The sequence below is a fragment of the Rhodococcus sp. H-CA8f genome, assembly GCF_002501585.1.
In the GTDB taxonomy this organism is placed as follows: Bacteria; Actinomycetota; Actinomycetes; order Mycobacteriales; family Mycobacteriaceae; genus Rhodococcus_F; species Rhodococcus_F erythropolis.
This window is the reverse complement of the sequence record NZ_CP023720.1, coordinates 3,909,298-3,924,328: the sequence shown is the minus strand read 5'-3', so window position 1 is coordinate 3,924,328 and position 15,031 is coordinate 3,909,298. Positions and strand designations below refer to the sequence as shown.

Below are 15,031 nucleotides of genomic sequence, written 5' to 3'. Positions count from 1 at the left end.
GGGAAACACGGGGTCCGTAGAAACGTAGACAAGAACCCGCGCGACGTTGTCGCCGGATCGACAGGAGGACTTCGATGAGTGTCATCGATGCGCAGATCGCCAAGCTGGATTCGGATCGACTCGAATGGACGTCGGCCTGCCCGCTGAGCCATCTGATCCCTGGACGCGGGGTCGCCGTGCTTCTTCGCGGCGGCGAGCAGGTGGCGCTGTTCCTGCTAGAGGACGGCACACTGCGGGCTGTCAGCAACTTCGATCCGTACGGCCGCGCCGCGGTGATGTCACGCGGACTCGTCGGCGACCGGGACGGTGAACCGATCGTGGTCTCGCCGCTGCTCAAGCAGGCGTTCTCGCTGGTCGACGGCCGAGCGCTGGACGACTCCGCGGTCGCGCTGCCGGTATACGGAGTTCGCGTGTGGGCAGGCGTCGTTCAGGTACACAGCCTTCAGATGCAGGGCGTTCGCTCGACTGTCGCCGATGCAGTCTCGTGAGTGACGACATGCCGTTGGCTGGATTCACGGTAGGTATCACCGCTTCGCGCCGCGCCGAGGAATTCGCGACGTTGCTGACTCGTCGGGGAGCGGACGTCGTTCACGCTCCGGCGATTCGGATCATCCCTCTCGCCGACGACCGCGAGCTCGAAAGGGTGACACAGCAGATCATCTCGGATCCTCCCGAGGTGGTTGTCGCCACGACCGGGATCGGATTCCGGGGTTGGCTGGAAGCAGCCGACGGGTGGGGTGAGGCGGAAAATCTCGGATCCGCGTTGGGCTCGGCTCGTCTGCTCGCGCGCGGACCCAAGGCCAAAGGGGCAATCCGCGCGGCCGACCTTCGTGAAGAATGGTCTCCGGCATCCGAGTCTTCCGCCGAAGTGCTCGAACATCTTCTTGCAGAAGGTGTCTCGGGAAAACGAATCGCCGTTCAACTGCACGGCGCCACTACCGAATGGGAGCCGATTCCCGATTTCTGTCAGGTGCTGCGCGACGCGGGCGCCGAGGTCATCGCGGTCCCTGTCTATCGATGGGAACCGCCGGAGGATCCGACGCTGCTCGACCGGATGATCGACGCCATCGCTTCAGCCGGAATCGACGCCGTCAGCTTCACCAGTGCACCGGCCGTCGCGTCGATGTTGATGCGCGCCGACAAGACCGGGGATCTCGGCGACATTCTCGACGCGATGCGGGGTCCGGTGGCGGCAATGTGCGTCGGCCCGGTCACCTCGGCGCCGCTCGAAGCCTTGAATGTACCGACCACAGCCCCGGCGCGGGCACGTCTCGGGGCGCTCGCGCGACACATCGTCGACGAACTCCCGCAGCGAGCCAACAAGATTCAAGCCGGCGAACACGAAATCAGCATCCGCGGCGGTTGCGTCGTCGTGGACGGTGAAGTGAAGCAATTGCCGCCGGCTGCGATGTCGTTGATCCGCACTCTCGGTGCCAGCCCCGGCCGAGTCGTCTCCCGCGACGAACTTCTGGCATCTCTTCCCGGAGGCGGCGGCGACACCCATGCCGTCGAGACCGCCGTCGCCCGATTGCGCGCGTGCCTCGGTGCGCCCAAAGCCGTTCAGACCGTGGTCAAGCGGGGCTATCGACTTGCCCTCGACCCCGGCGACTACGTACAGAATCCAGGTGACTATGCAACGCGATGACGATGTACTCGTACTGGTAGCTCACGGCACGCGTAGCCCACGTGGCGTGGAAATGGTTGCCGCCCTTGCCGAAGCCGTCTGCACGCGCGTCGGACGCACGCGCGTTGCCTTTGTCGACGTGCTCGGTCCGTCACCTTCTGAAGTCCTCCGGGACACTCCGGGGCGAGCGATTCTCGTACCGGCCTTCCTGGCGTCCGGCTACCACGTTCACACCGACGTTCGACGCGAAGTGGCGATCAGTGAGCACTCGGCTGTGACTGTGACGCCCGCACTCGGACCCGATCCGGCGCTTGCGCGCGTGCTGCTCCGACGCTTGACCGAAGCGGGGTGGAATCCAGGCGACGCGATAGTGCTTGCTGCTGCCGGGTCCTCCGATGCGCGGGCGCTGCGAGACGTCGAGCGTGCTGCGCTGATGCTCGCCGAAGCGGCGGGGGTCCGGGTGGACATCGGATACATCGCGACCGGGGAACCGAAGGTAGCCGATGTCGTTGCAGCAGCACGCGTTCGCGGCGCGAAGCGAGTGTTCGTTGCCTCGTACCTCCTCGCACACGGACTGTTTCACGAAAGATTGCACGCTGCAGGAGCCGATGGTGTGACCGAACCGCTCGGCGTCGATCCGGGAGTGGTGGACCTTGTCGTGAATCGGTATGAGAGTGCGCGAAGGGAACTAGTATCGCTGCATGACGTCTCACTCCGTAACGCCGACGTATGCCGACCTGGTCGCCGCAGTTCGTGAATCCGACGTCAAGGCACAGGCTCTCATCGGCGGACTGACCGAAGAGCAGGCGCGGGAGCCCTCCGGGCTCCCCGGGTGGAGCCGGGGACACGTCGTGACGCACATGTCGCGCAACGCCGACGCGCTGGGCAGATTTGTTGCCGGAGTGCAGGGCGGCGAATCGGGGGAGATGTATCCCGGGGGACCGGACGCGCGCAATGCTGCAATCGAGGAAGGTGCAGATCGCCCGGCTGAATTGTTGGCTCTCGACTACCGCTTCTCGGGAACGAGACTGGTCGACGCGTTGTGCGAGATCCAGGCAGATCGACTGGACACGCCGGTGCCGTGGCGCAAACCTGTGACGGCATTCGATCTGCCGATTCTGCGCTGGAACGAGATCGAGATTCACCTGATGGACCTCGACATCGGCTACACCTGCCACGACTGGCCTGCCGAGTTCGTGGAATTCACTCTCGCCCATCAGTTGGGCGCACTGGAGACAGCGGTCCCGGGTGTACGTGTTCCTTCGCTGTCGGATGCGGAGACCTTGGCCTGGTTGGTCGGGAGGCCGACGAGGGTGGGGCTGCCTACCCTCCCTGCCTGGCCTTTCTGAGACACGGCCTTTCTGAGATGCAGCCGTTTTGAGAGTTAGAACAGGGTGGGGGCGCTGACGTCGTTGCGTGCTTGGGCCAACCGCGCACTCCACCGTTTCACCAACCACATCTCGACGATCTCGGGTTGGGTGCCGGCGGCATAGGCCCAACTGTCGAGCAGTTCGCAGTACCGGCGGTAGCGACGCGTCGTGAAGCCCGTGACGGAAGGATCCTCGAGCCAGCCCTCGTGGATGAGTGTCGAGACGCCGTACTGATCGATCATCTGAGCGCGTCGGCCTTCGTCCTGTACGCCCACCGCCCACATGAAAGCGGCCATGAGTGATACCCCCACGCCGGGGGTGAGTGGCCACCCGGACCAGGTGTCGCGTCGCACGACCGGCATCGACTTGTTTTTCGAACAGTGATCGAGAATGGCTGTGATCTGGGTCAGCGGATCCTCGTCTTCGCGGTGATGCGGATTGAAGACGTTGGGGAACCGCCGCGTGAATCGTCTGCTTTCGTGCGAGCCCTGCCAGGCCGCGCAGAGAAAGAGCAGTCCGAGGCCGTCGTGCTGGGCGACAACGAGGTCGCTCGACGGGCGAAGGTCGTTGCGTTGAACGATGGCTCGGCCTTCGGTGATCACTTTGCCGTCGAGGTCACGCCCGCGCAGGCTGATGGTGTGGCCGGCGTCCTTCAGGTGCGCGTTCCACCAATCCAGGTCGACGGTCGCTTCGTCGTCGAGGACGTGCAGTGGAAAGGTGCGGGAGCGGCACCACTCGACCAATGCGTCCGGCGGTTCGAATCCTTCGTCGACACGATTCATGGCGCGATGATCCCACGAGTCGCCGACAGGAATTCGTCCGACGCGCAGGTCACCGAGATGGAACCGGACACTCGCGGTACGCTCCGCTCATGAAATTGGCGTCCTCGCAGGTGCGGCCGGCGCTGTGGACGGTAGCCATCGCCTTGACGGCCACGGGTCTGAGCGGATGCATCGGTGCCGTCGATCGGATGGATTTCGACAACCAGATGCGCGAACGTGGCGGTGGGATGACGTCGGAGTTGGTGCGAGGCGGGTTCGACAGCCTCGCACATAGATACGGCGTCGACGCGATATCGGTGACCAGCATCGACATCAGCCCGATCGAGACGCTCGGCGCCACCGTTCGTGACCCCGGGAAGCCGTCACAGCTCGACAGATTCTCTTTCGACGGCGTCATTCTCGGCGAGCCCATCCCCGTGCAAGTCAGTGTTACCGACGATCTCGATGCGCGATCGTTCACGCTGGATCAAGTGCCGGCATTGGCGAATGTCGAGAAGTTGGTCGACGACGCGCTGGCGAGCAGCGGAGTCGACGACGGCGAAGTCTCCGGGATCTCGGTCAGTCGCACCGAGTCGATACACGCCTCCGTGATGGTGGAATCCCCACGCTCGCGAGTACTTGTGGTCTTCGAGCCTGACGGAACTCCCTTTCTGGTGCAGCCGCTGTGAGCCGCCGAATCGCTCCGTTACTGATCTCGGTAGCGGTGATCGTGGTCGTGGGAATCTTTGCCGCACTGCTGTCTTCGGTGATCTGGCCCGGCCAGGTCGCGCACTTGGCGCCGATCTTCTGTGAAGAACCGACATCGAGCGCGATGGTCGTCTCGGATTCCTTTACCGACGGCGACGGTACGTCCACCAATTTCACGCTGTACTGCGTCGGACCGCGCGGTCAGACCGTTGATGCCGGCTGGCTGCTGCCGTTCTTGGTGCTTTGGGGCGTGTATTCGCTGGTGCTCGCGATCGTGGTCGGCGTGATCGTGCTGGCGGACGTCGGCCGGCGCAGGCGCCGAAACCGCTGACCCGATCAGCGTGGGAGGACGACCAATTCGGCGACGGCGCCGTCGTCGGAGTGTGCCGGTACGAGTGCAAACGCCGAGCGTTCGATCAGCCCCGCAAGGTGTGCGGTACGTACAGACGGATCGGCGCGCCAGCGACCGTCTTCGGATTGTGTCACCGGCAACAGGCGTACCGCATCGGAACTCACCGCAGCGGCGTTCTCGATGATGCCGAGTAGTGGCGGCGGCGTGTCGCTTCCGGTCAAGGCGGCCACGACGGTGGGCAGCATCGTCAACAGGGTGGTCACGGCGGCATACGGATTGCCGGGGAGGCCGAGAACCACCAGACCACTGGGCAGGACGGCCGTTATCTGAGATCCGCCGGGGCGCGAGGCGACTCGCCCGACAATCGTGCGAGCGCCGAGTCGATCGAGCGCACTGCGCATTTCGTCGGCAGCGCCGCCTCCCGTCGCACCGATGACGACGAGTAGATCGGCTTCCTGGTCGACTCCGTCTGCGAGCACCCGCTCGAAACTGTCCGCAGTGTCTCGCAGGTGCGAATTCGCCACGCACTGTACGCCGTTGCTTTCCAGTAGGTAGGGGAGAATCCCGCCGACGGAGTCGCGAGTCTGACCTTCACGCAGTGGACCGGTCCGCCGGATCTCGTCGCCGGTGACTATCAGGCGTGCCCGTACCGGACCACGGACGAGGGCGTCGAACACTTCACCGCTGGCAGCTGCGGAGATCACCGCCGGAGTCACCGCGGTACCTGTCGGGGCGATCGTGAATCCGGTGGTCCAATCTTCCCCTCGTGGTCGAGCGTCGTTGCGGTGCGGCGAATCCGGCAGTCTCCGTACCATCCGAGATGGCTCGTCGACGGACAGATACTCGTCACGAATTACCGAGGTGGCGCCGAGGGGCAGGTGTGCTCCCGTGGCAATGCGAATCGCTTCACCTTCGCCGAGTTCGAGTTGTCCGTCGGCGCCCGCGATGCGGATCTCGGTGCGGATTCGCCAGGGGCCCTCGCCGGAGACCGCGTACCCGTCCATCGCCGAAACGTCTGACCTGGGAAGATCACCCAGGGCGACCAGAGGCTGCGCGAGCGTTGCTCCGAGGCTGTCGGCGAGATCGGCACGGTGCGGCGGCAATGCTGTCAGCGAGTTCCTGACGGCGGCGCGGGCTTGATCGACCGTCAGCCGCGGATGGCTTCGCGCGCGATCGATGTCTTCCGGTGTGTCGCAGTCGGTCGTACCAGCGACACTCAGCGTCGAGAACGGCTGGGTGACAATCGCTTTCATAGGTTGGTTCTCCAGCCCCGAACTCTCCCGCAATGTGGACAGGCGTTGCCGGAGTTCGCGAAATGTCCATGCGGAGAACAGGAATTGGGTTCGGTTGTTCTCGTCCACGGCACACGTCACCGGATTGTCCGTCGACGTGGCAGCGATCAAGGCGTCGACTGATTCGGCCTCGATGTGCGGCAGGTCGGACGCCAGCACCACCACCACGGCGTTATCGGGTAACCGGGTCGCAGACAACCCGGCCCAGATCGCCGCGACAGGGCCGGCTCCGGCCGGAGATTCCTGAGTTTGGGTGATTCCAGGATCAAGTTCAGGTCGATGCGGGCCGACCACGACGACGGCGTCGAGATGCGACGTTGCTGAAAGCGCGATGTCGAGGAGCCTGCGACCGTGTACGAGAAGGCCAGGTTTGTCGACACCACCCATTCTGGTCCCGCGACCACCCGCCAGAATGACGGCGGCGGTCGGCGGCGTGGTGGTCATGCCTCCATGCTGCCCCATCGCCGGGGTGAGGACGACCGGTGACACGGGATCAGAAGTGAAACCGTGCCTTCTTCAGGTCGATCCGACCCTCCTTGATCGGTACCCCTTCGAGTTCGAGCTTGGCGATCTGACGATGAGCCAGGTGCGCCGACGGTTTGCCGGAGGCGCCGAGAACCCGATGCCACGGCAGGTCGGCAGAGTCCGTCCGCATGATCCAACCGACCGTGCGAGCACTGGAAAGTCCTGCAGCATCAGCGATATCGCCGTACGTCGCCACGAAACCGGCCGGAATCGACGCGATGAGTCGCCGTACCTCTTCGATCTGCTCTTCGGTGGTGGCTGCCATGTCGGTTCCTTCAGAGCACGCTGCGAACGAGGGCGGCGACTTCGTCGGCCCGCACGTGCGGGACCATGTGGTCACAGTCGAATTCGACGCTGGTCAGATTTTCACCGAGGTGCTCGGTGAGCGCTGCCCGGAACTCGTCGGTGACGTACGGAGGCTGGACTTTCATTGCTTGAACCAGCACGGTCGGCATCGAAGGCGGTGGCAGCACGATCGGGCGAGCGAGTTCGCCCCACCCGGTCACGATTGCGGGCGTGGACAGGCGCCAGTTGACGCGCCCGTTGCCCAGTTGAATCAGGTGCTCGGCCATCTCGACGTCGAGGTCCTGGGTGGGAACCTCACCCCACGAGCCGTGAATCTTCTCGGAGTACGCCTCGGCCGCATCGGTGTAATCCGGTGAGCCGATTGTGAGTTCGGCCACTTCCTGCATGAAAGTCGGATCCAAGCCGATCGCTGGATCGAGCAGAACGAGCCCACGAACGCGTTCCGGCGCGGTGGCCGCGAGGTGAAGCGCCAGCATTCCGCCGAACGAATGCGCGACGATCACCACCGGTCCGTTTGCATGTTCGTCCAGTGTCTCGAGCAGGCTCTCCACGTGGGATTCGATGTTCCACGGGGGAGCCCAGGTCGAGCGCCCGTGACCGCGCAGATCGGGCGAGATCCAGCGCGCTTGGGGCAGTTGGTTCTCGGCCATCGACTGCCAACGGCGGCCGTGACCGGTCAGACCGTGCAGCGAAAGGATCTCCGGCGCCCCGACGGGTCCGTAGAGATACGTATGGAGTGCAGACACGAGGTCAATCATGCCGGATGCAGGCGATGTGTGAGTTGTCGGTGCGCTCTGGTGGAATGCCTGGGTGAGTGAGACGGCAACACGCAGCAAGGTCACCATTCCGCGGGCGCGGTTGGTGCACCGAACTGCGCCGTCTCCGATACCCCGAACGTGGGATGAAGGGACGACGCGGCTCTTCGCGCCGCCGTCCGAGGATCCGTTCCAGCTCGCGTTCGGCCCTGTTTCTTTCGGTTCGGCAGCGGCTTGGAATCCCTGGCAGGTACTCGGCAGTCCCGGAACCGGCAAGACGTCCCTTCTCGTGGATCTGGCAGTGCAGAAGATCTCGGGTGGCGAAGATCCTGAATCGGTCCTGGTGCTCACCCAGTCACGCCGAGCCGCGACGCAGGTCCGCGAGCAGATCACCGCTGGGTTGCTCGGGTACCAACAGGAACGCGGACCGCAGGCAACCCGTGAGCCGCTGGTACGCACCGTTCACTCTTACGCCTTTGCCGTTCTCCGGCTTCAAGCCGCAGCACACGGCAACGCGCCGCCACGCCTGATCACCGGCGCCGAGCAGGACTCGGTGCTCCGCGAGATGTTGCGCGGCGACATCGAAGACGGTGCGCTCCGGTGGCCGGAGCGCCTGCGACCCGCATTGGGTTTGAACGGCTTTGCCGTCGAACTTCGAGATCTGATGCTGCGAGCCAACGAGCGCGGGCTCGGCCCCGAAGATCTGGTCAAGCTCGGCAAGAAGCGTGGCCGTCCGGAGTGGGTGGCGGCCGGGCGGTTCGCCGAGGCCTACGAGCAAGGCGTGCTGCTGCGCGGCAGTGTCGGTGTCGAGGCTCCGGAGGCGACGGCGCCGGCGCTCGACGCGGCCGAGTTGATCGGTGCGGCCTTGACCGCGTTCGCCACCGATCCCGAATTGCTTCGCTCCGAGCGCGCTCGGATCCGGCACCTCCTTGTCGACGACGCACAACATCTGGATCCGCAGGCGGCGCAACTGGTTCGGTTGATCGGAACCGGAACTGCGGGCACGGTCATCGCCGGTGATCCGGATCAGTCCGTGTTCGGATTCCGCGGTGCGGATTCGGCGTTCCTGCTCGGACTGGCCGAGCGCGGAGACGAGCGCCAGATCGTTCTGCCCGTCACGTATCGCAACAACGCCGACGTCGCGTCGATCGCGGCCAAGATCGCTGCGCGGCTGCCCGGCAACTTGGCTCATCGCATCGCGGTTCCATCCGATCTCACCGATGAGAATCCGGGACGGGCGTCGGTGCGGGTTCTCGGTACGACGGCCAAAGAGGCGGCAGTCGTCGCAGATACCTTGCGCCGGGCGCATCTGCTGGACGGGATTGCGTGGTCCGACATGGCCGTCATCGTGCGGTCGGTCCCGCGCACTCTCGCCCCTCTCCGGCGAGCCCTGCTCGCGGCGGGGGTGCCCGTCACGACCGCTGCCACTGAATTGCCGCTCGCGCGGCAACACGGAGTGTCCGGCCTGCTGCTGGTCCTTCGGGCGCTCGGCGGCGATCAGTTCACCGGCGACGACGCGCTTGCCCTGATGGCCGGTCCCATCGGCGGCGCCGAACCGGTCACCCTGCGCCGGTTGCGTCGTGGCCTGCGCCGGGTCGAGTTGGCATCGGGAAGTGATCGGGACTCCTCGGAGTTGTTGCGGCTCATTCTGATCGACGAGGATCGTGCGCAGTCCAAGCGCCTGATGGGCAAGCTGACAGACGTCGAAGCTGCGGCCCTCAATCGCGTGCTGTCGGTCCTTCGCAAGGCCCGAGTGCCTCTCGAGCGTGGTCTCGGGGTCGAAGAAGTTCTGTGGGCGGCCTGGCAGGCGACGGGGCTGGAACGGCGCTGGGCGGCTGCGTCGGCGCGCGGCGGACCGATCGGCTCACAAGCCGATCGAGACCTCGACGCCGTAGTCGCACTCTTCGACGCGGCTGCCAACTACGTCGACCGGCTGCCGCGTTCGCAACTCTCCGGTTTTGTCGACTACTTGACCAGCCAGGAGATACCGACCGACTCGCGGAGCCGATCGGTCATCGCTCCCGACGCCGTCACCGTGGTCAGCGCTCACGCCGCGGCGGGGCGCGAATGGGCGGTTGTGGCGGTGGCGGGTGTGCAGGAGGGGCTCTGGCCGAGTTTGCGGGCACGCGGCTCGCTACTGCGTACCGAAGCACTTATCGATCTGGTCAACGGAGTCTCCGACGGCAGTGACTCGGCTGCCGAACGACTCTCGCGAACCGCGCCGCTTCTGGCCGAAGAACGCAGGTTGTTCCTGGTCGCCTGTAGCCGTGCTCGTCGCCGTCTGCTGATCACCGCAGTCGAATCGGCTTCGGGGGACACCGACTTGGTGCCTTCGCGGTTCGTGGACGAATTGATCCGTGGTGACGCGTACTCGGACGACCCGTCCTCCGATCTCGACGTCGTTGCACCCGAGACCGGGGATACCCGGGTTCTGTCGCTGCCTGCACTGGTCGCACAGCTTCGCAGCGTGGTGTGTGATCCCGACATCGCGCATTTCGACCCCGAGAAGCATTCTCGGGCTGCTCGCCAGTTGGCCCGTCTGGCTGCGGCCGGAGTACGAGGCGCGCATCCGGATCAGTGGTACGGCACAGCCGAGCCGAGTACCGCTGCTCCCATGTGGCAGCCCGAGGACGGACCGGTTTCACTGTCCCCGTCCACCATCGAGCTTCTCGAAACATGTCCTCTCCGATGGGTGTTCGAGCGTCATGGTGGCAGCGACGGAGACAACACTCATGCGATCGCCGGTACGCTGGTCCATACCTTGGTGCAGGCACTGGCCGGCCGGATTCCACCGGATCAGGTCGAGAAGGCACTCGAAAATGCCTGGGAATCCATCGATCTGGGATCGCAGTGGTACTCGCGCCGTGAACTCAATCGAACTCGGGAGATGCTGGCGACGTTCACCGCCTGGATGAACGCAACTCGCGGTGAGCTGACCGAAGTCGGCGTCGAGGTCGCGGTCGAGGGGGTCCTCGAACCGCGCGAAGAAGGAGCGCCTGCGGTCAAGCTACGTGGCCGGATCGACCGGCTCGAGCGCGACACCGAAGGTCGCCCGGTGGTTGTCGACGTCAAGACTGCGCGAAACCCCGTCAGCAACGAGGCCGCGCAATCTCATGCGCAGTTGGCGGCGTACCAGGTCGCAGCGGCCGAAGGTGCGATTGCCGGCGAACCGGCCACACAACCCGGCGGTGCGCGCCTGGTATTCGTGGCCAAGTCCAACAAGAAGGACGGTGCGGCGCAGCGAGTTCAGCCGCCGCTGACGGCCGAAGCTGTCGAGATGTGGCGAGACGTCATTCACAACGCAGCGGCAGCGACCCAAGGGCCGCAGTATCTGGCCAGGGTCAACGACGGATGTAGACATTGCCCGGTGCGTTCGAGTTGCCCGGCACACGACGAGGGACGACAGGTGAGTAACTAAGTGGCTGCCGCGACGCAGAAGGCACGCCGACCGAAGATCGACCCTGTCGACCTGGCGGTCGCGCTCGGTCAGCACCCTCCGACGCCCGAGCAGGCAGCAGTGATCGCCGCACCGCTCGGTCCGACATTGGTGGTCGCCGGCGCCGGTGCCGGAAAGACCGAGACGATGGCTGCTCGCGTCGTGTGGCTGGTGGCCAACGGCTTCGTCGACCCCGAGGCGGTTCTCGGCCTGACCTTCACGCGCAAAGCGGCGCAACAGCTCACGTCGCGAATCCGCAAGCGGTTGGCGCGGCTGGCGGGTTCGGACGTTCTGCGGGCACTCGACCCGACCGGCGGAGTGCGTTCCCGGATTCTGGCCGGCGAACCCGAAGTCAGTACCTACCATGCTTACGCGGGACGGTTGCTCTCCGAACACGGACTGCTGTTGCCCATCGAACCCTCGGCGACGTTGTTGTCCGAGACCGAACTGTGGCAGGTTGCGCACCGCGTCGTGAGCGGCTGGGACAGTGATCTGGACACCGACAAGAATCCGGGTTCGATCACCGAAACCGTTCTGGCCCTTGCCGGTCAGTTGGCGGAGCACCTGGTCGATCCCGAGCAGTTGCTCGAGGCACACACCGAGCTGGACAAGCTGATTCACACTCTGCCCGCCGGCCCGAAACAGCGGGGTGGACCGAGCAAGGAGCTGTTGAATTACCTTGATGTGCAACATAAGCGCATCGAACTGTTGCCTCTCGTCGCCCGGCTGGGTGAGACGCTGCGGCGTGAAGGCGCATTGGATTTCGGCAGCCAGATGTCGCTGTCTGCCCGGGTCGCCGCCGAGCATCCCGAGGTCGGGCAGACCGAGCGAGAGCGCTTTCGGGTGGTTCTTCTCGACGAGTACCAGGACACCGGTCACGCTCAGCGAGTGTTGTTGTCCTCGTTGTTCGGTGGGGGAACCGACGGCCGCTTGGCGCTGACGGCCGTCGGCGATCCGATGCAGTCGATCTACGGTTGGCGCGGCGCGTCGGCGGCCAACCTGCCCCGGTTTGCAACCGACTTCCCCCTTGCCAACGGAAAACCGGCTCCGACGCTCGAACTGCTCACCAGTTGGCGTAACCCGCCGGAGGCTCTCGAGCTGGCCAACCTGTCTTCGGCGCCGTTGCGTCGACGCGGCGTGGCCGTCAGTACCCTGCGTGCACGGCCGGGAGCCGTCGCCGGAGACGTTCGACTGGCGCTTCTGGGAGACGTCGAACAGGAACGTCAGTGGGTGGCGGAGAAGATCGCCGAAGAATACGAGGCGGCACGTGCCGAAGACCGCCCGACGCCCACGGCAGCGGTGTTGATCCGCCGGAACGCCGATGCCGCTCCGCTGGCCGAGGCCTTGCGGTCCAAAGGTCTGCCGGTCGAAGTGGTCGGACTCGGTGGGCTCCTGCACACACCCGAGGTTGCGGACGTGATCGCCATGCTCCGGGTGGTCGCCGATCCGCTTGCAGGAAGCGCAGCTGTTCGGCTGCTCACCGGCGCGCGATGGCAGATCGGCGCGAAGGACCTGGCCGCACTCTCTCAACGCTCCCGCGAACTTGCCATCTCCGCGGGATACGGAACGGCGGGTGCGGTCACCGACGCCGAGGCGCTCACCTCGGCGGTCCACGATGCTCTGCCCGGGGAGAACGCCGAGCAAGCAGGATTGGTCGACTCGATCTCCGATCCAGGCCCGGCAGAACGCTATTCGGCTCTCGGGTACACACGCATCAACGCGATAGCGGCAGAGTTGGCGTCGTTGCGCGAACGTATCGGCCAGCCGCTCACCGAATTGGTGGCGGAGGTCGAGCGGGTGCTCGGGATCGGAATCGAGGCGGGCGCACGGACCCGAGTCGGCGTCGTCGGGACCGCGGGCCGCGAGCATCTCGACGCCTTCGCCGACGTCGTCGCCAACTACGCGACGCGTCCAACTGCCAATCTGACCGGGATGCTGGCTTTCTTCGCGGCAGCCGAACAGATCGAAAAGGGCCTCACGCCAGGCGAAGTGGAGGTGGCGCCGGATCGGGTCCAGATCCTGACCGTGCACTCGGCGAAGGGGCTCGAATGGGAAGTAGTGGCGATCCCGCATGTCAGCGACGGGGTGTTCCCCTCGTCCACCGCGTCCGGATCGTGGCTCGGGGCGCTCGCCGAACTGCCACCGTCGTTGCGTGGTGACCGGGCGGTCGACGCGGATTCGGCCGACGGAGTTCCGGTGCTCGACCTCGAGGAGCTCTACAACCGCAAGGACCTCGAGAACGCGATAACGGCGCACAAGAAGGCCTTGTCCAACCGTCGACTGGACGAGGACCGGCGGTTGTTCTACGTCGCGCTGACCAGAACCGAACGGGCGCTGTTCATCTCGGCGCATCACTGGGCGGAATCCGGTTCGGAACCGAAGGGGCCTTCGGAGTTCCTGGACGAGCTGCATCAGATGGTCACGGCCGACAACGATGCCGATGAGGAAGACTCACGCGGTGCGATCGGTGTCGTGGAGGAATGGGCGCCGGCCCCGGAACCCGATACCGAGAACCCGTTGGCCGCCACGCCCCGTACGGCGCAGTGGCCGCCGGATCCGCTGGGTGCGCGGCGCGGCGCCGTCGAGGCCGGAGCCGCGAGCGTCCTGTCCGCTCTCGCTTCGCTGCCGCAAGACAGCGAAGAGGCGGAAGAACCGGAGGACGATCCGGAGAACTGGGCCTCGGACGTCGACGTGCTCCTGGCCGAGCGCGAGGCCCGCGCAAACGCGCGTGCCGAAGTGATTCTCCCGGCGCAGCTTTCGGTGACTCAGCTCGTCGACCTCAAGGCAGATCCGGACGAACTGGCGGCTCGCCTACGTCGTCCGCTGCCGTATCCGCCCAACCCGTTGGCTCGTCGTGGAACCGCTTTTCACGCCTGGATCGAGCGAAGGTTCGGTGCGACTCGGCTGTTGGATCTCGACGAGCTACCCGGCGCCGCGGATACCGGCGCGGGTCCCGAGACCGACCTGGTGAAACTTCAGGATGCGTTCTTGCGGTCCCCGTGGGCCAATCGCAGCCCGATCGAAGTGGAAGTTCCTTTCGAAACATCCATTGCCGGAACGGTTTTGCGCGGTCGGATCGACGCTGTGTTCGCCGATCCCGACGGCGGATGGACGGTGATCGACTGGAAGACCGGTGCCGAACCGTCGGCCGCCAACGAGGACGCTGTTGTGATGCAGTTGGCCGCGTATCGGGTGGCCTGGGCCGAATTGATGTCAGCCAGAGCTCGTTCGGCGGGGCGCAACGAACAGTTTCCGGCCGACAAGGTGAGGGCGGCGTTTCACTACGTTCGATCGGGTCGCACCATCGCACCCGAGAACCTGCCGGACGGTGAGGCTCTCGCTCGCCTCATCCGAACGGCAGGCGCGCAAGATTAGCTTGCGTTTCGACGAGCCTTGAGTGCTTCGGTCACCAGCGGGACCTGCAGGGGGAGACGTGCGATCGAACCGATCTTCTGCGGTGTGGACGTCTTCGGGCTTCGGCACCAGTCGATCGCCATCTGGATGTTGGCGGGGAACACGGCAACAAAGAGCGCGGCGGCAAGGCCCGCGCCGAGCTTGCGGGTCTTCGGCACGGCCAAGGCAGCGCCGATCGCCAGTTCCGCGACGCCGGACACCTGGGTGTAGGTGCGGGCCTGTCCGGGAAGCTGGCGGGGAACGGTGCTGTCGAAGAACGAGGGCGCTGCAAAATGCATGGTGCCGGCGCCGAGAAGGAGGGCCGACAAACGAAGAGCGGCCGCTTGGCTGGGAGTGGACGTCGAACCGGTGAAAGGCATTTGCCCAGCCTGCCTCACGGTGGACCTTCTTGCCACTACCGGCGCCACGACCCGCGCGCTATTCGGCGCCCGAGTTCCGAAGTCGATCTTCGAGGGTTACGCTGCCTGCCGATGTCCGTGTAGGTATTT

13 protein-coding genes are annotated in these 15,031 nt (G+C 65.4%); 8 read left to right on the top strand and 5 right to left on the bottom strand.

Annotated elements, in window-relative coordinates; all coding sequences use genetic code 11:
* The first annotated feature begins 74 nt into the window (after window positions 1–74).
* The 4 genes from nirD to CPI83_RS18245 are packed head-to-tail and all read left to right on the top strand — an operon-like array spanning window position 75 to window position 2,973.
* Window positions 75–488 (top strand): nitrite reductase small subunit NirD, encoded by a 414-nt coding sequence (gene nirD / locus CPI83_RS18260; RefSeq protein ID WP_019747813.1) that lies wholly within the window; start codon window positions 75–77, stop codon window positions 486–488.
* Window positions 485–1,645: a uroporphyrinogen-III synthase gene (locus tag CPI83_RS18255; RefSeq protein WP_019747814.1), complete on the top strand. Its 1,161-nt coding sequence runs from the start codon at window positions 485–487 to the stop codon at window positions 1,643–1,645. The genes nirD and CPI83_RS18255 overlap by 4 nt, the downstream gene beginning before the upstream one ends.
* The gene (locus tag CPI83_RS18250; protein ID WP_020969234.1) at window positions 1,632–2,381 is read left to right on the top strand and encodes a sirohydrochlorin chelatase; all 750 of its coding nucleotides are present in this window, start codon (window positions 1,632–1,634) and stop codon (window positions 2,379–2,381) included. The genes CPI83_RS18255 and CPI83_RS18250 overlap by 14 nt, the downstream gene beginning before the upstream one ends.
* The gene (locus CPI83_RS18245; RefSeq protein WP_020969235.1) at window positions 2,326–2,973 is read left to right on the top strand and encodes a maleylpyruvate isomerase family mycothiol-dependent enzyme; all 648 of its coding nucleotides are present in this window, start codon (window positions 2,326–2,328) and stop codon (window positions 2,971–2,973) included. The genes CPI83_RS18250 and CPI83_RS18245 overlap by 56 nt, the downstream gene beginning before the upstream one ends.
* A gap of 35 nt (window positions 2,974–3,008) precedes the next feature.
* On the opposite strand, the gene CPI83_RS18240 is transcribed toward CPI83_RS18245, so the two are convergent.
* Window positions 3,009–3,776, bottom strand: coding sequence for a hypothetical protein (locus CPI83_RS18240; protein WP_003942311.1), 768 nt, complete (start codon window positions 3,774–3,776; stop codon window positions 3,009–3,011).
* 89 nt (window positions 3,777–3,865) lie between these two features.
* Here CPI83_RS18240 and CPI83_RS18235 point away from each other — a divergent pair, with 89 nt between their 5' ends.
* Entirely contained in the window at window positions 3,866–4,444 is a 579-nt protein-coding gene (locus CPI83_RS18235) for a hypothetical protein (RefSeq protein ID WP_097387529.1), read from the top strand.
* Window positions 4,441–4,794 carry a hypothetical protein gene (locus CPI83_RS18230; RefSeq protein WP_019747818.1) on the top strand — a complete coding sequence of 118 codons (354 nt, stop codon included), beginning with the start codon at window positions 4,441–4,443 and terminating at the stop codon, window positions 4,792–4,794. Before CPI83_RS18235 ends, CPI83_RS18230 begins: the two co-directional genes overlap by 4 nt.
* A gap of 5 nt (window positions 4,795–4,799) precedes the next feature.
* On the opposite strand, the gene CPI83_RS18225 is transcribed toward CPI83_RS18230, so the two are convergent.
* From CPI83_RS18225 to CPI83_RS18215, 3 genes are read right to left on the bottom strand one after another with little or no spacing between them, the layout of a single operon-like run.
* Window positions 4,800–6,551 carry an NTP transferase domain-containing protein gene (locus CPI83_RS18225; RefSeq protein WP_097388208.1) on the bottom strand — a complete coding sequence of 584 codons (1,752 nt, stop codon included), beginning with the start codon at window positions 6,549–6,551 and terminating at the stop codon, window positions 4,800–4,802.
* 49 nt (window positions 6,552–6,600) lie between these two features.
* Window positions 6,601–6,897: an MGMT family protein gene (locus CPI83_RS18220; RefSeq protein WP_019747820.1), complete on the bottom strand. Its 297-nt coding sequence runs from the start codon at window positions 6,895–6,897 to the stop codon at window positions 6,601–6,603.
* A gap of 10 nt (window positions 6,898–6,907) precedes the next feature.
* Window positions 6,908–7,693, bottom strand: coding sequence for an alpha/beta hydrolase (locus CPI83_RS18215; protein WP_085989608.1), 786 nt, complete (start codon window positions 7,691–7,693; stop codon window positions 6,908–6,910).
* A 55-nt stretch (window positions 7,694–7,748) separates the two neighbouring features.
* Here CPI83_RS18215 and CPI83_RS18210 point away from each other — a divergent pair, with 55 nt between their 5' ends.
* Both CPI83_RS18210 and CPI83_RS18205 read left to right on the top strand, forming a co-directional pair.
* A complete protein-coding gene (locus tag CPI83_RS18210) occupies window positions 7,749–11,111 on the top strand; it encodes an ATP-dependent DNA helicase (RefSeq protein ID WP_020969239.1) in 3,363 nt (1,120 codons plus the stop codon).
* A complete protein-coding gene (locus CPI83_RS18205; protein ID WP_097387528.1) occupies window positions 11,112–14,504 on the top strand; it encodes an ATP-dependent DNA helicase in 3,393 nt (1,130 codons plus the stop codon).
* On the opposite strand, the gene CPI83_RS18200 is transcribed toward CPI83_RS18205, so the two are convergent.
* Complete coding sequence (locus CPI83_RS18200) at window positions 14,501–14,902, bottom strand: membrane protein (protein ID WP_019747824.1); 402 nt, start codon at window positions 14,900–14,902, stop codon at window positions 14,501–14,503. The two genes, CPI83_RS18205 and CPI83_RS18200, sit on opposite strands and share 4 nt — an antisense overlap.
* Between the last annotated feature and the right edge of the window lie 129 nt (window positions 14,903–15,031).

Bases quoted from the DNA above. Each gene is read 5' to 3' on its own strand.
- nirD (WP_019747813.1), top strand. From the start codon at position 75: ATGAGTGTCATCGATGCGCAGATCGCCAAGCTGGATTCGGATCGACTC.
- CPI83_RS18250 (WP_020969234.1), top strand. From the start codon at position 1,632: ATGCAACGCGATGACGATGTACTCGTACTGGTAGCTCACGGCACGCGT.
- CPI83_RS18245 (WP_020969235.1), top strand. From the start codon at position 2,326: ATGACGTCTCACTCCGTAACGCCGACGTATGCCGACCTGGTCGCCGCA.
- CPI83_RS18240 (WP_003942311.1), bottom strand. From the start codon at position 3,776: ATGAATCGTGTCGACGAAGGATTCGAACCGCCGGACGCATTGGTCGAG.
- CPI83_RS18235 (WP_097387529.1), top strand. From the start codon at position 3,866: ATGAAATTGGCGTCCTCGCAGGTGCGGCCGGCGCTGTGGACGGTAGCC.
- CPI83_RS18225 (WP_097388208.1), bottom strand. From the start codon at position 6,551: ATGACCACCACGCCGCCGACCGCCGCCGTCATTCTGGCGGGTGGTCGC.
- CPI83_RS18220 (WP_019747820.1), bottom strand. From the start codon at position 6,897: ATGGCAGCCACCACCGAAGAGCAGATCGAAGAGGTACGGCGACTCATC.
- CPI83_RS18200 (WP_019747824.1), bottom strand. From the start codon at position 14,902: ATGCCTTTCACCGGTTCGACGTCCACTCCCAGCCAAGCGGCCGCTCTT.